This is a genomic window from Enterococcus sp. AZ071 (assembly GCF_050499065.1).
In the GTDB taxonomy this organism is placed as follows: Bacteria; Bacillota; Bacilli; order Lactobacillales; family Enterococcaceae; genus Enterococcus_A; species Enterococcus_A ferrettii.
The window spans coordinates 540,442-561,922 of record NZ_JBIPAS010000002.1 but is presented as its reverse complement, the minus strand read 5'-3'; the positions used below and the strand labels follow the sequence as shown (position 1 = coordinate 561,922).

Sequence of the window (21,481 nt, the reverse complement as noted above, 5' to 3'; positions counted from 1 at the left end):
TTGGTTATTTCATTACCGCTGCAGCTAACGCTTGTTGGACCTTTATAATATTTTTGTCTTTTCTAAACTGTAGTACTTCTGCTGGTTCCAGGGCACTAGAAACCCAAATTTTTAGTTCAGCATCTAAATCAAAGTGTCCAGAAGTTTCAACACTGAAGCGTGAGATACTTTTGTAAGGATAACTTTTGTATTCAACTTTTTTTCCAGTCATTCCCTGTTTATCGACAATAACTAATCGATAATCTGTAAAAACGATTAAATCTCTGACTAACACAAAAGCTAAATCAACTGTTTCATTGGGTATTAATACATTTTCTAATTCTTTGTCTGCTTTTGTTTGTTTAACTTCAGAAGCATTGCCCATCAGGCCATCAAATAATCCCATAATTGTTCCTCTTTTCTATTCGTTCGTTAATAAAATATTATCTAGATACACAAAGCCTCATAAAAAGGATTTGTATCGATAATTTTTCTTTCGAGATTGGTTCCCAGATCCTTCATCAAAGTTTGCCCAGTATGGCCGAATTGATTTAGTATTTTAAAGCTAGTTTTGCTGGCAGCTTCATAGGAGGCGCTAAATTCAGCTTGCATTGTCTGAATTAAACGCAGCTTTAAAGCTGTTTCGGAAATACCAAATTCTTTTGAAATGTCGGCTGGTTTCTTCCCTTGTTTTAATACATTGATAAATACTGGGTCAGGTAAAAGAATTGCCGCAGCTCCGATATTGGCTTGAAATTCAATGAGCGATTTATAATCATACGTATTCAAAGTTTGCTTTGTATCATAATGGTAAGGAGTTTCTCTATTTAAATGATAAAGGTAGTGAATTAATTCGTGTGAAATTGTAAAGTTAATTCGGTTTTGGTTCATATGCTTATTGTAAGTAATGGTAGTTTCATGCGCATCTTTAACGATCATTCCGGAGAGCGTTTGACGTGCTTTGCCTTCGAAATAAAAACCGCGGATTTTTATACTTTCACCCATTATACACTGCCAAACTGCTTCGTGATTATAGTTTTCAACATTCATTTCTAACCCTAACATTGTGGCTGAAAGGTACTCGTTAATTTTTGTAGAAAATTGAACATATTCCTCTAATTCGCCTGACATACAATCAATCCTTTTCTGTACGTTCTCGTTTGATTTCCTGCAGACGCCAATTCAAGAAACGCTCAACTTCTTTTTCAATATCTTCTGCATCTTCTTCAGAGAGATCGGAGGTATCCGAACGAAGCATAATTTGCCTGGCAATTGAATGATTGTCTGGAGCATCAGTATCGTTGACACTTGCGGCTCGGTCTAACAAATAATCGAGAGAGACATCAAAATAATCAGCAACTTTTTCAATTTTATCAATCCCAGGTTTGTTTTTTCGCCATCGATTGATTACGCCATTGCCAAAATTCAATTGTTCTTCCAATTGACGAATGGAAATATCTTGTTCATTTGCTAATATTTTTATTTTTTCGTATAGATTCATGAGAATAACCTTTCTTTCTAAAAAAAACATAGACAAAAAATCGACATGGTTGCATTGTGCAGAATATATGTATACAATAGTTGTATAGGAAACGGAAAAAAGGGCCAATCTGATCTATTCGTCTTCTCTATTGTAGAATATTTGTCTATTTAAGTAAAGAAGTGATGAGAAAATTGGCGAAAGGAGTTACGCACGTGGAAAAATGGAAAAAAGATTATTTGAAAGGAATTCTTTCTGATTATCCTAACTTGAAAGAGTATATTAAGGAAAAGGAGGGTGAAATTTCTCTTCAGTGGCCGAACACTGACGACCGATTACTCATAACTATTTCTTCAGATAGGAGGCTGAGAAATTTAGAAAGAAACCATAGAATAATTCAGGAGACCTTAGCAACTGCTTCTCCTGAAGTTCGCATAATCATTAAAGAGCTGTATATGAATCCATACAAAAATTGCAATTTATCTAGTGTAGCAGATCAAGTCTATTTAAGTGCACGACAGGTAACACGTTTGCGGGATCAGTTTTTTGCTAACTTACTGGAGAAATTGGGAATTTAAATTTTTTTTAACTAAAAAAGAACATATGTTCGAAAAGAGATTAAAAGGAGGAGTTAATATGGCAGAATTAAGTAAAGCAAAATTAGCAAATTTAGAAGAGGATTTTCGTTCTTATAAAAGGTTACCTAGTAAAATGGCAGAGGCACTAATAGCTGATGAATGGCATCCTAATGATGTAAATATATGGATGAAAAGTTCTATGTCCCACCCAGAGGAAGAATTAGGAGCTCTATTTCTAAAGGAGAGAAATAGAAGCTACAGGTATTATGCAGCTTTGTATGAAGATATTACGAAGGTATATAACCAATTAAGTGAAGATCTAAAAGAGCTGGTGGATATCTATTTATGGGGAGAATTCAACTATTTGAGTTGGCCTGAAATAGCTAAAGCAACTTACTTTTCTACTGCTGGAATTTATAAGAAACGTTATCGTATTTTAGAAAAATTAGCGATTGAGCGAGGAATTTTGGTAAGAGTAGAATAACGTTTATATCTTTCTACCAATTACATACGTTAAATTGGTAATGTCAAATAGCGCAACAATTCTAAACAACAGAATGGTCCGTTTCCGGAGGTTGTGGACGTTAAATAAAACACGTGGGGGTCTCCCAATGACCAAAAATGTGCGTATCTGAAAATAATTAGTTACAAGTAAACCGCTGCAGAGGGAGTAGGAGGACTAATCATTTGGAATCAGAAAGAATTATTGAAAAGCTGCAAAAACGAGTGGGTAAAGAACAAGCAAGAAAAAATGCATTTCGCCAACGTTTAGCAGAAACACAGCTTTATATTCAACAACTTGAGAACCAACAAAAAGAGCTGACTCAAGAAAAGCAAAAACAGGAAGAGCAGCTTTCAAGGTTGGAGTTGCACTATCGCCAACAACTTTTTATGAGGCAATCAGAAAGAATTTGGCAAGAATTTCAATACAGTTTTACAGAACAGCTGCTATTAACAGACCAATCTCATGAGCTTGCATTGGAAGCTTTAACTACCATGATCGATGACTTAAAAAATCAGCTCGGTCTGTTAATCAGCAACAAATTACCTTTAGAAAAAAAGAAAATGGAGGAATAGAATATGGCAGCATTAGACGGAATCGATGTATTGTGGCGCTATCGCTTTACAGAGGAAGAAGGAAACGAGGCAGCTTGGGGATTGGCTTACACAACAGAAAGCGGCTATTCAAAATCAAAAAGCAGTGAAACGACGATCACAAAAGATGGCACAGTTGTTACACCAGGAGCTGTTGAAACGACTGCATCAGCCACTACGTTATACAAAGTAGGAGATACACGAATTGATGAATTGGAAGAGAAAGGAATTGATGCTGGAAAACGGATGCAATTATGGCGGATTAGCACCAAAGAAGCGGGTACTGGTGAAAATGTTTCTAAATATAAAGCAAAGTATTTTGAAGGCTATCTTACAACCTTTGAACCAACAGATAATGCCGAAGATAAAGTGGAATATTCATTAGAATGGTCAATTGAATCGACCGGAAAAAATGGGTATGCAACATTAGTAATTGATGATAGTGACGGCGGCGACTACGCATTTAAGGACACAGTAAAAGTTGAAGCAGCACCATAATCAAACACTTAGGAGGATCTTTTTGTGGATATTACGGTAAATGAAAAAAACTATCATTTTAAATTTGGGTACGGTTTTTTAGCAAGAATTAACGAAAAATACTCGTTAGATAAAAACGGCATTGAACTGAGACTAGGGATTGGTACCATCATTACTAATCTTATGTTGGGTGATATGCAAACAGCATTTGAAGCACTTCTTATGGCAAATGAGACAGAAAAGCCTAAAATCACGCTGGATTTATTGGATCAGTACTTAAATAACGTTGGTGCTGAAAAACTTATTAATGATGTGATCGAAGAATTAAAAAAGTCGGAGTATACAAAACGCCTAGTCAATCAAACGTTGCAGGAAGCTCAAGGAGCTCTGTAAAACCACGATCATTTCGCGATTACTATGAGGAAGTTCAAATCAACGCCTTGCGTTGTCTGAACTTCTTCCATTTTAAAGATATTGAGCGAATGACGATTGTGGAATATGAACTAAGAATGAAGGCCTTTCGTCTGCAGCAGGTGGATGAACAATATATGATTCATTCACAGGCTTGGGCTAATGCCATGGCCCAAGCAACGAAAAAAGGGAAACCCATTTATACGCGTTTTGATAAGTTTTTTGATTATAAAAAGGCAATTAAACGAGCAACTGAAGAGGTGTCGGTGAAGGAAGCTGATAAGGATCAGTTGCAGGACTTTATTGCAAATTATAATGCGAAAGGAGGGAAATAGATGGATGACATGTATAATTTTGAAATTACACTTTCTAATATGAATAGTTTATTTCAACGAACAGAAGCAGCGAAAGAAGAAAGCGAGCCAGTGCGAGGGATTTTACGAATGGCTTCTAATTTAGCCGATGCAGCAACTGGAAAAATCTCAGGGCGCTCTAGTGCATCGGCAAACGAATTGGAAAATTCTGGTAAAGCCATAAACAGCCTAGGGAAATCGGTTAATTCAAGTGTTGATGAGTTATCAAAGGCTTGGCAAAAGATTTTAAACGGTGTAGATCAAGTCAATCGAGCGTTTGAAACCCTAGGTGAAAATAGCGGTATTTCTAAATTTCTAGAATTAATGAGTAATGTAAAAGCCATTGTTACACCAGTAGAAAAAGCCTTAAGTAAATTTAACGGCGTAGTTGATTCGTCAGTAGGAAAAATAACTGGCTTATTAGGAAGTAAAAAAGAAGATAATGCTAAGTCGGATGGCCAGGATAATTCAGGCTGTAAATGTTCTTCCTCAAGCAGCGGAGAGAAAAAAAGCGGTGGCGCAAATCCAGCAGTGCAGTTGAAGGATGAGGTTGAAAAATCGAAAGGTGCATTTGAAACAATTCAAGGTATTGTAAACGGCATGCTTGGTGGTTTAACCAATGTGTTTGGTCTAGCGCTAAAAGTATTAGGCCCAGGAGCAATTTTAGGTGTCGTTTTAGCTGGTTTAGGTTTAGCCAATCAGCAATTTGGCGAGCAGATCTCCAGTATGATTACGATGATTGCTACGAAGGGACCAGAGATCATTAATAGCTTAGTGACTAACATAACGACAGCTTTACCAGCCTTGATCGCTTCGGGGGCGCAAATTTTAACGTCGCTAATGGAAGCTATTACTGCCAACATCGAACCCATATTTAATGGAGCGGTGGCAATTATTAGTTCTCTAATCGAAGGGGTGATTGCGGCTTTACCGCAATTAATTCCAGCTGCCTTGCAGATGATTGAAACTTTGGCAATCAGCTTGATTAGCGCAGCACCTCAATTAATGATTCAGGGTTTGAATCTGCTGCTGGCGATTGTACAAGGGATTAGTGAAAACACTGGAAGAATTGTCGAGACCATTGCTAATGTTCTAACTGCTTTTCTTGGCGCTATTACGGAATATTTACCGACAATTTTTTCTAAGGGGGTTGAAATTTTAGGCACATTGATTACCGCAATTGCTAAAACAGTCGTACAGCTGATTCCAGTAGCTGCAAGCATTATTTATCAATTTTTAAGTACTATTGGCGAAAAGTTGGCAGATGTTGTGAATAAAGGGGGCGAGATTGTTGGTTCATTGATTCAAGGACTAATCGACAAGCTGCCCCAAGTTATCGACTCAGGAGTTCAGCTGATCCAGGGATTTATCCAATCAATTGCTGAAAAAATTCCAGCAGTAGGAGAGAAAGCGATGGAAATTGCGTCGAAGTTACTTTCTAAAATTTTAGAGGCTGGGCCGAATATGATTGCGGCTGGCAAAGATTTAGTGCGTGGATTTATTGAGGGCATTGGCTCAATGATTGATAGTGTTGTTCGAAAAGCAGGTGAATTAGCTTCTTCGGCTGTTGATAAGGTTAAAGAATTTCTAAGAATAAAATCACCGTCTCGAGTATTTAAAAGGATTGGTGAATATACTGGTCAGGGGTTTGTATTAGGAATGGACAGCATGATTTCTAATGTTGAGAAAACTTCTGAACAGTTAGCTCAGGCGGCTATTCCCGATATGCAATCGATGGACTATGCGATGAATCAAAGTATGGGAAGTATTGGGGCTAGTTTTTCTGCGGAATCTATGAATCAACCAATTATTATCGGCAATGATCAACCAATTTATGTCACGTTGCCAGATGGAAGGATTATTGCTGAAACAACCGCACCCTTTATGCCTAAGCTGCTTCAAAAACACCAGGACCGCAGGAACAGTCAATTAGGAAGGAGAGGATAATCTTTGAGCTTATATGAATTTATTGATACAACAGCAACGCAAAAGGAACGACCTCTTCCTTCTGAGGCGTTGAATTTTAATGGGAACTTTCTCGAAAAACTGATTCCCGGATATCGAACATTAAATGTAACCGGACGGGAACTGGCAGCGACAGAAGTTGAAAGCTATCAATTAGGAATTCGTGACGGAAAACGACATGTGTATGCCAGAATTCCGGATCGTGTACTGACAATCAAGTATCAGCTGACGACGTCAAACAATGAATCTTTTCGGGATAAATTCAATCGGCTGAATGTAGCTTTGTTTTCGGAGAAAGATGTAGACATTTGGTTCAATGATGAGCCAGAGATGCGTTGGTCAGGAAGTAAATTGGACGTCGGTGAGGTGCCCGAAGGAGGAAATCAAGTAATTGGCACTTTTACTATTTTACTAAGTGATCCTTATAAATATACTCGTTCAGATGCTACAAGCGTAATGTGGGGTTCTCAGACTATTACTTTCCAAGCAAATTATTTAATGGGAAATACTGGATCTGGAGCTGTAAATATGCCGATTAAGATTGAAGGTGGAGCTTACTGGGGATCCACTATGATCACTTTTCAAAATCGGGCCTACACAATGGGAGATGAAGGCAAAGAAATTAAACCAATTGAAATTTATCCAACCGTTGAGGGATTGAAGGTAAAACCTACCATTACTTTATCAGGAACTGGGCGAGGCGTTTGGATTAAGACTAGGAATGACACCGTTGATTTAGGTGACTTTGACCGTTCAGATGTTGTCATTGATACCAAATTTTTTAATATTACTAGAAATGGACAACCAATGATTCGACCAATGAATGATTTTTATATTTATCCTAACGAACCATTGTACATCCAAGCAAAGGATAGTGATTTCCGCCTAACTATACGCTATCCAAATCGATTCTTATAGGAGGCTGAGCATATGCTTATGGCAATGAATCTCAAGCGAGAGTATACAGCGATCCTTGAGAATGCATTTAATGTTAGTTATGAAAAAATTGAAAATCAGATTGGAAGCATCGAGTTTTCCATGCCGCTGGATGAACCTAAAAATAAGTTTTTACAAGAAATGTTGTGGGTAGAGCTAGTGGATAATGAGAATGAATATATTGGCTTGTATCGGATCATGCCTTCAACGATTCGAAAAGATGCCTCGCAAAATACGATTACCTATACGGCTACCCATGCGTTGTGCACATTACTAGATACAGTCCTCTTTGGTTATCACGAGTGTATAAACAGAAAAACAGCGGATGCGATCAAGTTCATTTTAGCTAAACAAAAGACAAAACATTGGGTATTGAAAAAGTGCGACTTTACGAAGTACTTTTCCTACTCTTGGGAAAATGAGAATGGGTTAGCAGATGCGCTGTTTTCAATTCCAGAGGTCTTTGATGAAGAGTATTTGTGGGAGTGGAATACACAAACATATCCGTTTGAACTCTCTTTGGTTAAGCCTAAGACATCCGCTGTGGCTCGGATTCAAGAAGGCTACAACATGCAAGGCTTTGAAATTGAAAGAGATCCCAATAATTTAGTCAATCGCATTTATCCTCTGGGTTCGGGTGAAGGTGTCAACCAATTAAATATTTCTTCTGTCAACAATGGAATTTATTATATTGAAAACAAAGAAAGTATCGAGAAGCATGGATTAATTGAATATGTTTGGACAGATACTCGTTTTACCCAGGCTCAGTCGTTAAAAGACAGTGCCGAAAGCCTATTAAAAAAATGGCTGGAACCTAAAATTTCATGGACTATTCGAGCGACTGATCTGATGAAGCTAACCGATCAGCCGTTAGCAATTGATCAATTAAGATTGGGCAATACCGTAATGATTAATACCAATGATTTTGGCAGTATTGATTTGCGAATCAAAAAAGAAAGGAAAAATGATGTATTTGGCGCTCCGCAGGATATTGAATTAGAGCTTGGCAATCTAAGCGGAGACATCACAACCACCGTTTCTGATTTGAGTCGGAAGCAGCAGATCAATGAAACTTATTCCCAAGGGGCAACAAATATATTGAGCTACTCTTATCAGGATAATTGTGAATACAACTTTCCAGCGAAAATTGATTTTTATTTAGATGAGGATGTATTTCATATCAATACGGTGGAATTAACCTATAAAACCAAAAAATATCGTGGGTATACGAAAGCTGTTCGTGATGGAGGAGCGAAACCTATCAACAGTGAAGATGGCGGTGCAAAAACGATTAGCAGTAAAAACAATCGAGCAATAACGGTAGCTGCTTCTAACGGTGGTGGAGGAAATTCGACAACCAGTTCTGATGGGGATATCCATATAAACGAAATAACTGGTCAAAGTGGTGGAGGAACGACCAATACTAGTCCTGCTGGTGATCATAATCATTTGGTGCTTCGAGGTGGTAATACTGTCAACCATAAGTGGAAGGATGATGAGACAGCGAATGTTTATAATGCTTCCAATGGCAATAGTCTTTTTGTTGGTGGAAGCGGCTCAGTTAAAGACATTTATACTGCGAGCTCTTCTGGAAATCATTCACACAGTGTGGATTTACCAAGTCACGCCCATAATTTCAGGTTTGATAAAGCTGGGCATACCCACAGCGTTACAATTCCCGCCCACGCTCATAATGTGACGATTCCGGCACATAATCATCAAGTGGATTTACCGGCACATAAACATAAGATAAATCTGCCAAATCACACACATCCATTACAACTAGGAATTTATGAAGCCAATGAGAATGCCAGCAAGGTAGATATTTATGTGGATGGAGAACTACTAAAAGATAGCCATAAATTAGATGAAAATCGATTGGATATTGTAGGAAGTTTGAAAAAAAGCAATGGGAAAATTCTACGGGGCAATCATACAATCGAGATTAGACCCAATAAATTAGCGAGAATAGAAGCGCAAATTACTTGTCGGGTATTTATTCAAAGTCAAATCGGCGGACAGTTTTAGTGAAGTTACAAATTGAATTGAGCTGCTAAAGTGAAGCAGCTTAAAGGAGGAAAAACATATGGCAATTGAACATATTAAAGAGACCGATACCCTTAATCAAGGGCGGCAAAAGATTAACGAAATCATGGACCAGTCCAATCAGTCAGCTCAAAAGGTTGACGACTATTCAAGAACCTTAGAGCAAGGAATCAGAGATGCCAAACAAATTGCAGCCGATGCCGGAGATGATGCCAAACAAATCGCTCAAAATGCCGGAGCAGAGGCAAATGTAAAGGCAGATCAAGCAGTCGCTGATTCAAAAACAGCGGTAGAAACAGCCAATCGTGCGGTAGGTACAGCCAATCAAAATAAGCAAGAGTTTGATACGCTAAGAAATGAGTTTGACGAACTTGTTGCCGAATCTGGCGACAGCAATCCTGAAATTGTCCAAGCTCGTACCGATACAGAAGGAATTAAGCAACCAACCTTACAAGCAAGATTAACCAGAGATTTCGGCAACCGTCTGACTACCGCGGATGCGATCAAAATGTTTTCAGGTTCAGTAAATACCCCTAAGATGATGGATTTTTCAAGTAAAACAGCTGGGAATCTAGCAACGAATCCTCATCAAGGTTATTCAGATTATACGGCTGCCACGTTGAAAAAGCCTGCAGCAGCTTGGAACGAAGTAAATCAGGATGCTTACAACAAAATAGTAGCTCGAGATGATTCAGGATTATCAACAGGCTCAACGCAAAATGGCGTAATTCCGCAGCAACTATTTAAATTTGATGTAGTAAAAGCCATTGAACAGATTGCACCAACAGTATTTAGTGGAAAAAGTGTAGAGGAAAGTATTCAGCTGATAAAAAACAACTTTGTTTCATTTACGCTAGCACTGCGGGGGAAAGCAACTTCACCTAACAATAAAAATCTGAAGGCTGCAATCTATTTGGAATCAACTGACAGTTATTCTACCCAGTTGCAAAGTGCAGCACAAGAATATAATGATTTCACAACAGAAATTAATGATCGCAATTTTATTGATTCTAAAGGAAAAATCAATGTACTTGTTTATTCGGATAGTTCTAATGGTGTAACCTCTTCAAACATTGATATTGATTATGTTGGTGTTCAGATTGTCGTCTCCTTGAATCCATTAGATGTTTTAGAATCAAGCGGTTTTGCCAAATCAGCAGAGGTTACTAATCAATTGAAGCAGCATACTGATGACACAAATAACCCCCATGTTGTGACAAAGAATCAGGTTGGATTAGGAAATGTACCTAATTACGGAGCTGCTACAGATGCGGAAGCTTTGTTAGGAACAGTTAATAATAAGGTGATGACTCCGAAGAATGTGAAGGACACCATTGAGGCTCAATCTGTAATGCTAGAAGGGAATCAAGATGTTAATGGAAAGAAAAATTATACAAAGATGCCCTCTTTTAAAAATGTTGATATGGCGATTCCTTATACTGAAAATAACAGTCCAGATGCTCAAAACGCCTTCCAAACAAATGGGAAAATCTATTTAGGTGGAGAAATTTGGCTGGGATGGTCAAGTGCATCATTGGAAAATGCTGGCGTTTGGAAAACGGGTAATGCTGTACAACTAGGATCCGGGAAATACCCTGCATTACAAGTACCTAGTAATATGAAAAGCGTAATTACTATTTTGGGTTATAATGTTCGGCCTAACTATTATGGCGGGGCAGGCTTTGAATCATTCCAGTTAGTGGCTGATTGTACATTTAATGGCTTTGAGAAGCCTCATGTTTTCTTTATTAAAACATCAAATGATGGAATTAAAAAAATTTTAGTAACAGGAGCTCTCTTGTATAGAGGGGCGCCTCCAGAAAATCCAAAATCTGCGTATTAATAATTTAAACAGTCAACTGAGAAATACTTTAGTTTTGAATCGAGGTGAACACATGGAAAAATATTTAAACGAACTATCTATCATTATCGGTTTGATTGGTGGATTCTTCGTAAATTATCTTGGAGGGATGGATGCTATTTTACATGCACTAATCTTTTTAGTGGTACTTGATTATGTCACTGGACTGATTAAAGCTTGGAAATTGAAAACAATCAACAGTGAAATTGGCTTTGTAGGTTTAATCAAAAAAGTATTACTATTTGCAGTAGTAGCTGTTTCTGTTGAGGTTGAAAAAATTTTAGGAAATACGATTCCTTTACGGGAAATCGTTATTATGTTCTATTTAGCAAATGAAGGAATTTCATTTCTTGAGAATATTTCCGAGTTTATTCCTCTACCGGAAAAGCTGCGAGAAGTTTTTCAACAAATTAGAGATAAAGAAGAAAAAAGGGGCTAAGAGAAGCCCGATTGAATGAAAGGATTAAACTATCCTGAATGATGAGACGGGTCAAAATTAGGATAAAAAATTTAATTTTTAGACTGCTTCATTATCAGGATATTTTTCGCTAAGGAGAATACTATGAACAAAGCAACTAGAACGCATATACGTAATATTCTATGGGATATCAAAACAATCAAAAAAGTATTGAGGAATATTTCAGATGTTACATTGGATCAAAAAAATGTATTTTGGGACTATCCTGTTTCGCATGATTTAAATACTCAGTGGAATATTAATCAATTGGTTTTTCATAAAATGTTTTTGACAATAGTCGAAGAAACTTTATCAAATTCACCAGATCAAATAACTACTATTTTCGAATCGAAGTATCTAAACGGTTATCCAAGTAAAGATAATGCTGTAGTAGCTAGTGATGTCTATTTAAGTGGGTCCACAATTAAAAGGTACGACAATGAATTTCTTCAAGAAATAGCTGTTCGATTGGGTTGGTGATCGGTTTGAGTTTTTGAGTTCAAGGATCAATGGCATTATCGTTTAAAATGTACGTTACAATGCTCCAAAAAATTTAAAAAAAGGAATTCAATAATGAGCACATCATCATTGAATTCCTTCTTAAGTATATCAGTCTTTTTTATCCTTGATACTCAACCTTTTTAAGTTCTTTATCTGCTGATAAATATGGATCGATTTCTGCTAAGAATTTTTTTAAATGATCTGTAGCATTATGTTTATCAATGGCCGCCTGATCACGCCAATTTTCAATAATCATGAATTGATTTCTGTTATCCAGACTTTCTAGGCAATCATAGAACAGTGCACCTTCATCTTGCCGAGATTTGTTGACTAAATCTTCTACAAACACCAAAAATTCTTCTCTTTTTTCTTCTTTTACTTTTAGTAATACATTAATAATAATCATTATTTTCTCCTTTAAGCTTTTTTATGGCAAACAGCTTCAATATTGTAACCATCTGGATCAATCACAAAAGCACCATAGTAATTTTCATGATAGTGGGGACGAAGACCTGGAGCTCCGTTGGTTTCACCACCAGCATTCAAAGCTGCTTGGTAAAAAGCGTCAACATATTCACGAGTATTTGCACTGAAAGCAACATGGGTTTTGCTAGGTTCACTTTTAACAATCCAAAGATCGCCACCATCTTTAGCACCAAAGCAAACACCGTTTTCCATTTCTACTTTTACTTCGTAACCTAATGGTTTTAAAGTTTTCTGGTAAAAAGTTTTGCTTTTGCTCAAATCTGAAACGCCTAAACTCAAATGATCGATCATACAAGAACCTTCCTTCTTTATTGATTAAAAATAGTATAGCAAATATTAAGCATTTATGGAGAGCAAATCAGGATGTTTACTAGTTTTTGACAGAAAAAATACATACGTTATTATTTGTTCGTGTTACTCGTCTTTTCTAATGGAATCAGAGTGATGGTCTCCGTTTCCTGGGGCTCTTCTGAAGTGAAGACCACATTTTCTCCATCTAATTTCACCCGGTAATCATTATCTAATTCTAATTCTTCATTTTTTAGATGGATTGTTTCTTCTTCTAATTGACAGGCTACGTGGAACGCCATATTTTCAATCAGTTCCTTACCTAATTCTTCCCCAGCTTGTTCCCACTCGTTAGATGCATCAGTGGGTGTTTCTGGAGTGTCGATAGTAAGAACCATTTCCTTGTCATTAAAGGATGCAATAAATTTTATATCTTCCTCTTGCTCGTGTGTTTCCATTACCCAATCATGGGCTTTCAGGTCGTTCACCGTGACCGACTTTCCACAAGCGGATAGCGTGAGACACATTAGGATACCCCACATTCCCACAAACAACTTTTTCATAAGAAACCTCCTTTCAATAATTTTAGCAAAAAAAGAGAACGTTTTCAAAAATTACTGAAAGTGACAATTTTAACGCTAAGATGACAAAAATGTTCATACTATTTCTTAGATTTCTATGGTTGTCTTACAGAAAAGAATAGCTACTAATTCTTCCTATCTTTAAATAAATGGATAAAAAAATTTCTTTTTAAAATCATACCGCTGACATTTTTCAAAAGATTTGCAGGGACGAAAAATCCAACTTTCAAAAACATGATAAAATAAATTAGATCTATAATTCAGAAAAACATACTCTGCCATTCAGACGAAAAAGATCATCAAACCGATTTTTTTCCTATTAGAGTAAGTCGGTCTGAGATACGTTCCTTTAATGAAAAAAGGAACTGTAAAAAAATTGACACAATAGGTAATGGCATACAGTAAATTCTTTATTTTTAACTTTATTAAACCAAAGCATAAAATGTAAATTGACTTGACCTTTCCGTTACGTAAAGGTGTAAATTAACTACATGGAGGTGAATACAGTGATTTACACAGTTAAGCAATTGGCTGATTTATCTGGAGTTAGTCCTCGAACGCTACGCTATTATGATGAAATTAATTTGTTGAAGCCTGCAGAAGTTAATCTAGCAGGGTATCGTTTATACAAACAAACAGAAGTTGATCGTTTGCAGCAGATCCTAGTCTACCGTTCAATGGGGCTGCCACTAAAAGAGATTCGACAAATTTTGGATCAACCAGAATTTAAAATTGAAACCGCACTTCATAAGCAGCAAACGCAATTGCTGAAAAGACGCCAAGAAATTGATGAGTTGCTCTTATTAGTTGATCAAACCTTGGCTCATTATAAAGGAGAGCAGAAAATGACAAATGAAGAAAAATTTGAGTTGTTTAAACAGCAATCATGGCAGGAAAACGAAGAGCAGTATGGAGAAGAGCTGCTTGAAAAATATGGAGAGGATGTAGTGAAAAAAGCGGCCAAAAAATGGTCAGCGATGTCCCAAACAGATTTTCAAACGAAAGAAGAAACGGAACAAGAATTGTTAAGAAAGTTGAAGAAATATGGTCAACAACCGGAACTCCCTAGTGATTTAGCCAAACAAGTCTTCTTACTACACAAAAAGTGGTTGCAGTATAGTTGGCAAGAATATTCTTCCCAAGCCCATCGTGGAGTCGCTGAAATGTATATACTGGATGAACGATTCACGGAATACTATGAAATACGTGTTGGCAAGAACGCAGCCAACTGGTTAAGAGACATTATCAAATTTTATGCGTAACATTCGGTGAATATAGGCATTTCTGTTATAGTGTTAGCGAAAGGAAGCGAGCATGATGCCTAAAAAAATACCAGCAACTGATACTCAGGATTACATTGAACAGTCACCTGCTGAGGCTCAAGATATTCTATCTCAATTAGTGAGTCTTTTACGGAAAACTCAACCAGTTGAAGAAACAATTAAATGGGGACTGCCTTTTTTCTTATACAATGAAATGCGGGCCAATATAGCTGCTTACAAAGCGCACGTGAGTGTCAGCTTCTCTGAGGATTTGACACCTGAACAAGTAAAGGAAGCGAAAGATTTGGGTTACGCTACTGGGCAAAAGAGATTAAACATTCGATTTGACCAGTCAGTTCCTGAGCCTCTAATTAAAAAAATTATTGCCAAAAAGTAGAAGTGCTATGAAAGATACACTTCTACTTTTTTTCGATCTTTTACGGGTAAATTTTTTACCACTAACTGATAAGAAAGACGAATCATATTTTCAATTTCTTCATCACTTAATTGGGTGGTAGCTAAGTTAATGGTGTTCCAGTGTTTTTTATTAGTATGATAGCCAGGAGTAATATCGGAATAAAGTTCTCGCAGTTCCTCATTCTTTTCGGGTAAGCCTTTAAGGGTGATAGTAGCAGATTCACTAACTTCTTGGGTCATTAGACCAAACATTTTGCCATAAAGATCGAAATATAAAATTTCCCAATCCAGACGATAATAAACCTTCGCCTTGGGGAGTTCGTTACCAAAATCTTGAAAATGGGCAATGCGTTTTTCGATACGGTTAAGATTCTTCATTTACATAGGCCTCCTTAAGATTAATGAACGCTGGGCTTCACTTGCTAAATCAGCGTTCGTTTGAATAATTTCTTTAAGCAGCATTTCGCTTTGTGGAAAGGAAGAAAAGCAAATAACTAGTTTCCATTGAAGCAAGGGCTCATAAATACTTTCCTCCCAAAGTGTTTGAAGTTCGTTAAAGTAATTATCAGATGCTTCATTAGGGTGATAAAAAATAAGCAGACCAATCGCATCGATCAATTCACTTAATGCGGGCATGTCTAACTGATTCAACTGTTCAAACAACGTAGGTAAAATACTTGTCGACATGTTACCTAATGAACGAGCAATCAAATCGCGGGGCAGTGGGAAAGATTTTTTAGCTGAAGGTGTATTCAACGGTTGCTGATGTTGGTTACTTCCAATCTTTCCTAGATAAGGCAGCATTTGTTTAGCTGTTTCTACCGTTCCAGTTTCCAGCTTGCGCATCATTTCTAAACGGCAGTACAGTTTTCTTTCTTTAGAGACTACTTCTAATAATTTAGCAGATGAATCAACGGTAAGTGGGATCAAACGAGCAGCAGCGCTGCGTTCTAGCGACTGTTCTGAATCCAAAAGTACCATTAACATTTCAAAAGAACATTTTCTAAAATTTATCAGATCGTCCTCTTCTAACCAGCCTCTTGTTTGAAGCTGCTTTTTGCTACTTTTCATAAAAAAATCTCCTTTTTTTGAGTATAGCATTAAATAAAGATATAGTGAACGAACTCTCAAACAAGTAAAACATTTGTGCTTTTTTTCACAAATTCATTGCTTTCTTTTTTTTAATATGCTAAAGTATGGAAAAGGAGATGTGATAACATGAGAAAAACTGTTGCCAATCCAATCGAACTGAGAGATGCCATTCGTTGTGAAAAGAAAGAGATTGCACTGACTAGTGGGTTTGCTAATATGATGCGTCCTTTTGCTGAATTCCAACAAAGAAATAAAAAGGAAGTCAATATCAGCGAGGTAACTGAAGCGGTTGATTTACCAGCAAGTGTAGTACTTGCATTCGATTCAAAAACAATGGCCAAATTATTCAAAACCTATCAAGTAGTGGTGAATGAAGATACCGCTAGAGGAGTGGAATTGGAATACGTCCATGTTTAATTTTTTTCTAGCATTTTGTGAAAAAATTATCAAAGGCGGTTTGTAAAGCATTCATGTATGCTTTTACGGACGGTCTTTTTTTATTTTGAACTTATTACTTAGTGATCATTTTGTTTATAGGCAACGCAAATTTAGGATAATTATTTCAAATATAAATGGTAAAAGGATGAGAAAATCTGCTAAGATAAATCTAGAAGAAAGAAACTCTCATTCTTTCTTTGTCTGCTTATGAGAGTAAGCAATGTTTTCCCCTAAGGCACTCTATCGCAGGAGTGTCTTTTTTGATTGAGCTAATTTTTTTCTTTTTTAGAGATCAGTCGATACAATAGAAGGGAGCTGTAAGAAGTCTAATTTGTGCAGCATAAAAGGGGGAAATCCAATGCCTTGGAATATGAAAGACTATCCAGCGTCTATGAAAAATTTGGAAAAGGTAACACGCAAAAAAGCAATTGATATTGGTAATGCACTTTTAGCTGACGGATATCCAGAAGAACGTGCAATTCCAATTGCGATTAGTCAAGCGGAAAAATGGTACACAGATGCTTCTGAGAAGGAACTACGTCAAGTAGAAAATGCTAAGAATCCACAGAAAAATGATACGCATGAAACCAATCCTAATACAAAAAAACTAATTAATGCAACTGTATTAGTCAAATATCAGGAAGATCAATGGGAAGTCATTTCGGACGGTGCAAAACGTGCCAGCGAACGGTTTGCTAAAAAATCAGAAGCTATCCAACGAGGGAAAGATATAGCTGAAAATAAAGAATCTGAACTGAGAATTTTTAAACGTGACGGGACACTACAAGAAACGCGAAACTTTAAGAATGAGTAGAGAAACCGCGAGAAGGAATGCAATTGATTCCTCCTCACGATTTTTTTATGAAATGAAATGTGTTTGCTGAAATTTTTCTATATCAATCATAATTCGCGTTTTTCCTAACACAGCGTATTTAGCTGCGACGAATTGTTTCCGAACATTGAACTGGCCAACAACGGTGATTTGCATACCATCTTCTACGTCAGCAAGGAAATTTAAACTATGTTTAGCGATTAAACAATGATGATCATCTAGCTGGAAATATACGAGAGGGTAATCAGAGAACTTTATTACTTTCAAATGGCTGACTGTTCCTTTTAATGTATTCATCCTAATCACTCCTTATTTCTACCACTGGGAAAAGCAAGGCAAGTTTCTTTCGTGCGAACCCCTTTAAAGACAAGTTCATCATTTGAACGTTCGAACAAAAAGTAACTATCCTGATTTTGCTTTGTACGTTTGGCCGCTACTTTAAAATAATCTCGTTGCTCTTCGTCCATTTTTTCAACAATGTTGCTAAGAAATAGGGCTAAAGGAACGGATTCTTGAACAATAGAATAATAAGCTTGATAAAAAGTTGAAACAGAATTTGCACTGATCATAGACATTATCATCACCTCACTGCTATTATACGAACATACGTTCTAAAAGTAAAGTAGATTTCCTCAAAAAAAAGAAGCTTCTTAGCTTCTTAAGAATGACGCATTTTTAACCGTAAACGTGCGATTGCTTTTTGAGCATCCTCTTTAGTTACGGTGTTTTGAGCTAAAATACCAGTCTCTTTTCCTTGATTGCTTTTGTAAAAAGGCAATACCTCAGTTAGGTAATTATTTGTAACCACAAAATTCTCGGCATCACAAACGCTCATGGCAACAAAGGGAAGCTTATTTTTTCCTACTTCATTAATTAAATTAGCGTAATCAACATGATTATTGCCAAATCCATTGCAAGACAAAATAGCTCCATCAGCTTTTAAGGAACAAAGAAGCTGAGCAGTTCGGTTGCTAGCTAATATTTTTGTTGGCGTGTCATCAGCACTTCCCATGATAATCACTCCCAGTAAATCGATCTCAGCATCTTCAGCTAAAAGTTCGACAAAGGGATCACGATAATGGTGTAAAGTTGTTTCTTTCATACTTGCACCTAAACCCATGTCGCCGTCTCCTTAATCCATTGCTCGAATAATACCATCACGGTATTCGTTTGGTGTTACTAATTGGGGCATACACCCCATATCAATGATTGATTTACTTCCTTGAAAACCGGCTGGTTCGGTAGGAAATAATCGTGTATCGTAAATAGCACCCTGCCCCGAAACCTCTTTAACTAAAACAACTTGCTTTGCATTAGGACGGAGGTGATCGTCAAACACATGTTTTTCAGTATAGACCTGTGGGTCAAAAGCACGCAACTGTTGTCGAAAAACGGCACAAAACTGATCGCACGCTAAATGTGCAGCATCAGGTCCAGCTCGCGACACCCAGGCATCTGCTTTCAAGACCACATTAAAGGAAATCAGGAAATCCTCATCCGCCGGAGTTCCGGCTCTTCCCCAAGCAACTTGCTCCGTCAAAATACCTTCTGACCCGCCACCATTGCAAATTTGGCGGCCGTTTGTATCCACTCCAGTCAATAAAACATATACTCCAGTTAATGTATGAGTAATCCCCTCACCTAGACTTCCTAATGCTTTAGCCGAAAGAGGGATAACATCCATGATGGTGTTCGTGAATTGGTTACGATTATCTGGAGGAATTATTTTGATAGTAATTGCTTCGATTAAAGGATGATCGAAAAATAGTAATTTTGGTGATAGAGTTAGGCTCCCGGTTTCAAGGACTAAATTTTTTTCACCTAACTGGACGTTATTTATATGATAACTCTTGATCGTTAATGTAGTCATCTCATTGTCGCCTTTCCATATGTAAAGTTTCTCAAAATTAACAATTCTGGGTTTTGTCCAATAAAGAATTCACCCAGTATTCTTTGTTAATCTGTTCAACATAAATATCAAAATCATGAGAAGCTTCCATTTGATCAGTAATATTTTTAGTAATGCCATGAATTAAATAGAAACGTTGACTATTATCAATTTGAATCGTTTCAGAAACTGCCGGAATAGAAGAAAATTCCGCCAAAAAAGTTTTTCGGGTAATCAAATCGTGTAAACAAACTTTATGCATAACAAACTCCTTTATTCAAACGGTGAACTTATGTTGATTATAGCACAGGAAATAAAGGAGTTCTGTAAGAATAATGAGATTTGTTCATTGCAAAATGACAAAATAGGGGAGAGCAGATGGTATAAACAGCCAGAAATTTGATTTGGAATTAGAAGCTTCTAAGAAGAGCAGTAAAGAAGTGTGTGACGGAAGCGGACAGCTCCTAAACTAGCTTTTCGTTATTCAGCTTGTTTTTCAAGAAGCTGTTCCAGCCACACTATTTACCCGTTTTTCAGTACCTGTGATATAAAAATATCACAGGACTCAATTTGAAATCTTTTCGTACATATCATTTGAATGTTTAAAATAGATTTCGGCATTTTTTCTCTTAAGACTCCTTTTTGCGAATTCTAAGTCTTGTTGGGTCCAAATCGTTGCTGGAGCACCTTCTATAAGTTCAGCGACATAGAAAAATGAGCCACAAGATACTAAATAAGGTGTCATTGTATGGACGCTGAGACTTTTGGTAACACAAGTGAATCGCAACTCTTCAGGAGAATCAAACGGGGGAATGTCGTTTAGTAGGGGAATCTTAATAAAGAGCATTTTTTCACTTCTTTCTCAATCACTAAACCTATTCAATTCACCTAAAAAAGGATAGTCAAGCCTGACTACCCCAGTACATTGACTCGTCTAATTGAGCTAGACAGTGTCATAATATCAGATTGTAATTTAGTTCACAAGAGAAGCACTCAAAGACCGCAAAAATAGTTTTTTTTAAAAGGGATTGACCATGAAGCATGCGTAAACAAATTAAAGGACCTGAGAAAGATAGTAATAGTTGTAAACAAATTAATTATCTGTAATCTGCAGGTTCTAAAAGTCATGGTCAATCTAACAAGAATTATAGCATACTAAAATTGCCAGGAAAAGATAACATTTAACGAGTGACTAAAATTATTACAAAAAGCTAGGTAACCTTTAGGATAGAAGAAACACATCTTGATTAGAGTGATTTTAATTCAATAAAAAAACCGATCACTAAACGTGACCGGAAAAAATGGGGTAGTTGGGATATGTGCTACATCTTCAATTTACCATCATCTGTCTAAAACGACAAAAAATATGCCCACGAAAGCATCAAAAATTTAAAGCCTAAAAATTATCTGATTAGGTTATTTAGTGAATAACTTTAAGAATGATCTCGAATTTTAAAGGAAGCATTTCATTCTTCACACAAAAAAGCTTCAGCGGAATTTACCCAACTAAAGCTTCACTTGTGAATTATAATGTGGATGCCAGGAGTTGAACCTGGACCTCTTTCTTAAATGCAGACTACTTCATTGAACGAGTGAAACACCGTGTTCATCCACAAACATAGTATAATAAAAAGAATGGCAGCTTTTATTTCAAGCCGATCCTTTTAAGCTTTTTTTAAAGCTTGAGCTTCCTCAGCAAACTCTTTAGCAATCATCCAGCCGTAAGTTTCGGTAATAGCTGCTGCAGTAGTGGCATTAACAATCGTACCAGCAACTGGAATTTTACCAGCGACGAAACGGGCAGTCATCTTTCCAGCTTGCTGAGCAATGAATTGCGTTGCCAAGGCTTTTGCAGCACCGTCTTCAATTTTTTTATTAAAAATCTTGCCTAAAGCAATAATCATAGCTGTTTGAACAGGAATTAAGGCGGCCGCATCGGAGATAGGCAATTGAGCCATCCCTCCACCAATGGCGGCTGCGGTAGAAGAAGCCGTGTGAATAACTAAATGAGTTCTTTTTCGTTGTTTTCTATCCATTGCAAAGCTTCCTTTCAGAAAA

Annotated in this window: 30 protein-coding genes; 16 read left to right on the top strand and 14 right to left on the bottom strand. The window is 37.0% G+C overall.

Annotated features, from left to right (window positions below; genetic code table 11):
- Positions 1–4: 4 nt before the first annotated feature.
- From IGI49_RS21240 to IGI49_RS21230, 3 genes are read right to left on the bottom strand one after another with little or no spacing between them, the layout of a single operon-like run.
- Positions 5–385, bottom strand: a complete 381-nt coding sequence (locus IGI49_RS21240) for a PH domain-containing protein (RefSeq protein WP_429965598.1) — start codon at positions 383–385, stop codon at positions 5–7.
- A gap of 41 nt (positions 386–426) precedes the next feature.
- A complete protein-coding gene (locus IGI49_RS21235) occupies positions 427–1,110 on the bottom strand; it encodes an ImmA/IrrE family metallo-endopeptidase (protein WP_207702734.1) in 684 nt (227 codons plus the stop codon).
- 4 nt (positions 1,111–1,114) lie between these two features.
- The gene (locus tag IGI49_RS21230) at positions 1,115–1,480 is read right to left on the bottom strand and encodes a helix-turn-helix domain-containing protein (protein WP_429965599.1); all 366 of its coding nucleotides are present in this window, start codon (positions 1,478–1,480) and stop codon (positions 1,115–1,117) included.
- A 194-nt stretch (positions 1,481–1,674) separates the two neighbouring features.
- Between IGI49_RS21230 and IGI49_RS21225 the strand changes: the two genes are divergently transcribed.
- The 12 genes from IGI49_RS21225 (at position 1,675) to IGI49_RS21170 (ending at position 12,118) form a co-directional block, all read left to right on the top strand.
- Positions 1,675–2,037: a transcriptional regulator gene (locus IGI49_RS21225; protein ID WP_429965600.1), complete on the top strand. Its 363-nt coding sequence runs from the start codon at positions 1,675–1,677 to the stop codon at positions 2,035–2,037.
- 58 nt (positions 2,038–2,095) lie between these two features.
- Complete coding sequence (locus IGI49_RS21220; RefSeq protein WP_429965602.1) at positions 2,096–2,521, top strand: transcriptional regulator; 426 nt, start codon at positions 2,096–2,098, stop codon at positions 2,519–2,521.
- A 203-nt stretch (positions 2,522–2,724) separates the two neighbouring features.
- Positions 2,725–3,114, top strand: coding sequence for a hypothetical protein (locus IGI49_RS21215; RefSeq protein ID WP_429965603.1), 390 nt, complete (start codon positions 2,725–2,727; stop codon positions 3,112–3,114).
- Between the two features lie 3 nt (positions 3,115–3,117).
- Entirely contained in the window at positions 3,118–3,630 is a 513-nt protein-coding gene (locus tag IGI49_RS21210) for a phage major tail protein, TP901-1 family (protein ID WP_429965604.1), read from the top strand.
- Positions 3,631–3,654: 24 nt separating this feature from the next.
- On the top strand, positions 3,655–4,002 hold the full coding sequence (locus IGI49_RS21205; protein ID WP_429965605.1) for a tail assembly chaperone: 348 nt from the start codon (positions 3,655–3,657) through the stop codon (positions 4,000–4,002).
- Between the two features lie 89 nt (positions 4,003–4,091).
- Positions 4,092–4,355 (top strand): hypothetical protein, encoded by a 264-nt coding sequence (locus IGI49_RS21200; RefSeq protein ID WP_429965606.1) that lies wholly within the window; start codon positions 4,092–4,094, stop codon positions 4,353–4,355.
- The gene (locus IGI49_RS21195; RefSeq protein WP_429965607.1) at positions 4,356–6,320 is read left to right on the top strand and encodes a phage tail protein; all 1,965 of its coding nucleotides are present in this window, start codon (positions 4,356–4,358) and stop codon (positions 6,318–6,320) included.
- A 3-nt stretch (positions 6,321–6,323) separates the two neighbouring features.
- Positions 6,324–7,256 carry a distal tail protein Dit gene (locus tag IGI49_RS21190; protein WP_429965608.1) on the top strand — a complete coding sequence of 311 codons (933 nt, stop codon included), beginning with the start codon at positions 6,324–6,326 and terminating at the stop codon, positions 7,254–7,256.
- 12 nt (positions 7,257–7,268) lie between these two features.
- Positions 7,269–9,302: a phage tail spike protein gene (locus IGI49_RS21185; RefSeq protein WP_429965609.1), complete on the top strand. Its 2,034-nt coding sequence runs from the start codon at positions 7,269–7,271 to the stop codon at positions 9,300–9,302.
- A gap of 58 nt (positions 9,303–9,360) precedes the next feature.
- Entirely contained in the window at positions 9,361–11,163 is a 1,803-nt protein-coding gene (locus tag IGI49_RS21180) for a hypothetical protein (protein ID WP_429965610.1), read from the top strand.
- 52 nt (positions 11,164–11,215) lie between these two features.
- Positions 11,216–11,620, top strand: coding sequence for a phage holin family protein (locus tag IGI49_RS21175; RefSeq protein ID WP_207702745.1), 405 nt, complete (start codon positions 11,216–11,218; stop codon positions 11,618–11,620).
- A 123-nt stretch (positions 11,621–11,743) separates the two neighbouring features.
- Positions 11,744–12,118, top strand: coding sequence for a transcriptional regulator (locus tag IGI49_RS21170; RefSeq protein ID WP_429965611.1), 375 nt, complete (start codon positions 11,744–11,746; stop codon positions 12,116–12,118).
- Positions 12,119–12,257: 139 nt separating this feature from the next.
- Here the strand turns inward: IGI49_RS21170 and IGI49_RS21165 are convergent, their stop codons facing one another.
- From IGI49_RS21165 to IGI49_RS21155, 3 genes are all read right to left on the bottom strand, one after another.
- Entirely contained in the window at positions 12,258–12,545 is a 288-nt protein-coding gene (locus tag IGI49_RS21165) for a putative quinol monooxygenase (RefSeq protein WP_207702747.1), read from the bottom strand.
- A gap of 11 nt (positions 12,546–12,556) precedes the next feature.
- The gene (locus IGI49_RS21160) at positions 12,557–12,916 is read right to left on the bottom strand and encodes a VOC family protein (protein WP_429965612.1); all 360 of its coding nucleotides are present in this window, start codon (positions 12,914–12,916) and stop codon (positions 12,557–12,559) included.
- Positions 12,917–13,026: 110 nt separating this feature from the next.
- The gene (locus tag IGI49_RS21155; protein WP_429965613.1) at positions 13,027–13,476 is read right to left on the bottom strand and encodes a hypothetical protein; all 450 of its coding nucleotides are present in this window, start codon (positions 13,474–13,476) and stop codon (positions 13,027–13,029) included.
- A 524-nt stretch (positions 13,477–14,000) separates the two neighbouring features.
- On the opposite strand from IGI49_RS21155, the gene IGI49_RS21150 reads away from it, so the two are divergent.
- A complete protein-coding gene (locus IGI49_RS21150; RefSeq protein ID WP_429965614.1) occupies positions 14,001–14,756 on the top strand; it encodes a MerR family transcriptional regulator in 756 nt (251 codons plus the stop codon).
- Positions 14,757–14,811: 55 nt separating this feature from the next.
- The gene (locus IGI49_RS21145; protein WP_429965615.1) at positions 14,812–15,153 is read left to right on the top strand and encodes a DUF1801 domain-containing protein; all 342 of its coding nucleotides are present in this window, start codon (positions 14,812–14,814) and stop codon (positions 15,151–15,153) included.
- Positions 15,154–15,158: 5 nt separating this feature from the next.
- On the opposite strand, the gene IGI49_RS21140 is transcribed toward IGI49_RS21145, so the two are convergent.
- Together IGI49_RS21140 and IGI49_RS21135 are read right to left on the bottom strand one after the other, a co-directional pair.
- On the bottom strand, positions 15,159–15,551 hold the full coding sequence (locus IGI49_RS21140) for an MmcQ/YjbR family DNA-binding protein (protein ID WP_429965616.1): 393 nt from the start codon (positions 15,549–15,551) through the stop codon (positions 15,159–15,161).
- Positions 15,552–16,244, bottom strand: a complete 693-nt coding sequence (locus tag IGI49_RS21135; protein ID WP_429965617.1) for a hypothetical protein — start codon at positions 16,242–16,244, stop codon at positions 15,552–15,554. It lies immediately after the preceding gene.
- 147 nt (positions 16,245–16,391) lie between these two features.
- Here IGI49_RS21135 and IGI49_RS21130 point away from each other — a divergent pair, with 147 nt between their 5' ends.
- Together IGI49_RS21130 and IGI49_RS21125 are read left to right on the top strand one after the other, a co-directional pair.
- Complete coding sequence (locus IGI49_RS21130; RefSeq protein ID WP_429965618.1) at positions 16,392–16,682, top strand: hypothetical protein; 291 nt, start codon at positions 16,392–16,394, stop codon at positions 16,680–16,682.
- 379 nt (positions 16,683–17,061) lie between these two features.
- Positions 17,062–17,517, top strand: coding sequence for a DUF2188 domain-containing protein (locus IGI49_RS21125; RefSeq protein ID WP_429965619.1), 456 nt, complete (start codon positions 17,062–17,064; stop codon positions 17,515–17,517).
- A gap of 45 nt (positions 17,518–17,562) precedes the next feature.
- On the opposite strand, the gene IGI49_RS21120 is transcribed toward IGI49_RS21125, so the two are convergent.
- The 6 genes from IGI49_RS21120 to IGI49_RS21095 form a co-directional block, all read right to left on the bottom strand.
- A complete protein-coding gene (locus tag IGI49_RS21120) occupies positions 17,563–17,832 on the bottom strand; it encodes a hypothetical protein (protein WP_429965620.1) in 270 nt (89 codons plus the stop codon).
- Positions 17,833–17,837: 5 nt separating this feature from the next.
- A complete protein-coding gene (locus IGI49_RS21115; RefSeq protein WP_429965621.1) occupies positions 17,838–18,110 on the bottom strand; it encodes a DUF5960 family protein in 273 nt (90 codons plus the stop codon).
- 83 nt (positions 18,111–18,193) lie between these two features.
- Positions 18,194–18,655 carry a glycine/sarcosine/betaine reductase component B subunit gene (locus tag IGI49_RS21110; RefSeq protein ID WP_207702758.1) on the bottom strand — a complete coding sequence of 154 codons (462 nt, stop codon included), beginning with the start codon at positions 18,653–18,655 and terminating at the stop codon, positions 18,194–18,196.
- Positions 18,656–18,667: 12 nt separating this feature from the next.
- Complete coding sequence (prdD, locus tag IGI49_RS21105; RefSeq protein ID WP_429965622.1) at positions 18,668–19,405, bottom strand: proline reductase cluster protein PrdD; 738 nt, start codon at positions 19,403–19,405, stop codon at positions 18,668–18,670.
- A gap of 37 nt (positions 19,406–19,442) precedes the next feature.
- A complete protein-coding gene (locus tag IGI49_RS21100) occupies positions 19,443–19,685 on the bottom strand; it encodes a hypothetical protein (RefSeq protein ID WP_207702760.1) in 243 nt (80 codons plus the stop codon).
- Between the two features lie 1,402 nt (positions 19,686–21,087).
- On the bottom strand, positions 21,088–21,459 hold the full coding sequence (locus IGI49_RS21095; protein ID WP_429965623.1) for a hypothetical protein: 372 nt from the start codon (positions 21,457–21,459) through the stop codon (positions 21,088–21,090).
- Between the last annotated feature and the right edge of the window lie 22 nt (positions 21,460–21,481).

Bases quoted from the DNA above. Each gene is read 5' to 3' on its own strand.
- IGI49_RS21240 (WP_429965598.1), bottom strand. From the start codon at position 385: ATGGGATTATTTGATGGCCTGATGGGCAATGCTTCTGAAGTTAAACAA.
- IGI49_RS21235 (WP_207702734.1), bottom strand. From the start codon at position 1,110: ATGTCAGGCGAATTAGAGGAATATGTTCAATTTTCTACAAAAATTAAC.
- IGI49_RS21230 (WP_429965599.1), bottom strand. From the start codon at position 1,480: ATGAATCTATACGAAAAAATAAAAATATTAGCAAATGAACAAGATATT.
- IGI49_RS21220 (WP_429965602.1), top strand. From the start codon at position 2,096: ATGGCAGAATTAAGTAAAGCAAAATTAGCAAATTTAGAAGAGGATTTT.
- IGI49_RS21210 (WP_429965604.1), top strand. From the start codon at position 3,118: ATGGCAGCATTAGACGGAATCGATGTATTGTGGCGCTATCGCTTTACA.
- IGI49_RS21200 (WP_429965606.1), top strand. From the start codon at position 4,092: ATGACGATTGTGGAATATGAACTAAGAATGAAGGCCTTTCGTCTGCAG.
- IGI49_RS21195 (WP_429965607.1), top strand. From the start codon at position 4,356: ATGGATGACATGTATAATTTTGAAATTACACTTTCTAATATGAATAGT.
- IGI49_RS21185 (WP_429965609.1), top strand. From the start codon at position 7,269: ATGCTTATGGCAATGAATCTCAAGCGAGAGTATACAGCGATCCTTGAG.
- IGI49_RS21180 (WP_429965610.1), top strand. From the start codon at position 9,361: ATGGCAATTGAACATATTAAAGAGACCGATACCCTTAATCAAGGGCGG.
- IGI49_RS21175 (WP_207702745.1), top strand. From the start codon at position 11,216: ATGGAAAAATATTTAAACGAACTATCTATCATTATCGGTTTGATTGGT.
- IGI49_RS21170 (WP_429965611.1), top strand. From the start codon at position 11,744: ATGAACAAAGCAACTAGAACGCATATACGTAATATTCTATGGGATATC.
- IGI49_RS21165 (WP_207702747.1), bottom strand. From the start codon at position 12,545: ATGATTATTATTAATGTATTACTAAAAGTAAAAGAAGAAAAAAGAGAA.
- IGI49_RS21160 (WP_429965612.1), bottom strand. From the start codon at position 12,916: ATGATCGATCATTTGAGTTTAGGCGTTTCAGATTTGAGCAAAAGCAAA.
- IGI49_RS21155 (WP_429965613.1), bottom strand. From the start codon at position 13,476: ATGAAAAAGTTGTTTGTGGGAATGTGGGGTATCCTAATGTGTCTCACG.
- IGI49_RS21145 (WP_429965615.1), top strand. From the start codon at position 14,812: ATGCCTAAAAAAATACCAGCAACTGATACTCAGGATTACATTGAACAG.
- IGI49_RS21140 (WP_429965616.1), bottom strand. From the start codon at position 15,551: ATGAAGAATCTTAACCGTATCGAAAAACGCATTGCCCATTTTCAAGAT.
- IGI49_RS21135 (WP_429965617.1), bottom strand. From the start codon at position 16,244: ATGAAAAGTAGCAAAAAGCAGCTTCAAACAAGAGGCTGGTTAGAAGAG.
- IGI49_RS21130 (WP_429965618.1), top strand. From the start codon at position 16,392: ATGAGAAAAACTGTTGCCAATCCAATCGAACTGAGAGATGCCATTCGT.
- IGI49_RS21125 (WP_429965619.1), top strand. From the start codon at position 17,062: ATGCCTTGGAATATGAAAGACTATCCAGCGTCTATGAAAAATTTGGAA.
- IGI49_RS21120 (WP_429965620.1), bottom strand. From the start codon at position 17,832: ATGAATACATTAAAAGGAACAGTCAGCCATTTGAAAGTAATAAAGTTC.
- IGI49_RS21115 (WP_429965621.1), bottom strand. From the start codon at position 18,110: ATGTCTATGATCAGTGCAAATTCTGTTTCAACTTTTTATCAAGCTTAT.
- IGI49_RS21110 (WP_207702758.1), bottom strand. From the start codon at position 18,655: ATGGGTTTAGGTGCAAGTATGAAAGAAACAACTTTACACCATTATCGT.
- prdD (WP_429965622.1), bottom strand. From the start codon at position 19,405: ATGACTACATTAACGATCAAGAGTTATCATATAAATAACGTCCAGTTA.
- IGI49_RS21100 (WP_207702760.1), bottom strand. From the start codon at position 19,685: ATGCATAAAGTTTGTTTACACGATTTGATTACCCGAAAAACTTTTTTG.
- IGI49_RS21095 (WP_429965623.1), bottom strand. From the start codon at position 21,459: ATGGATAGAAAACAACGAAAAAGAACTCATTTAGTTATTCACACGGCT.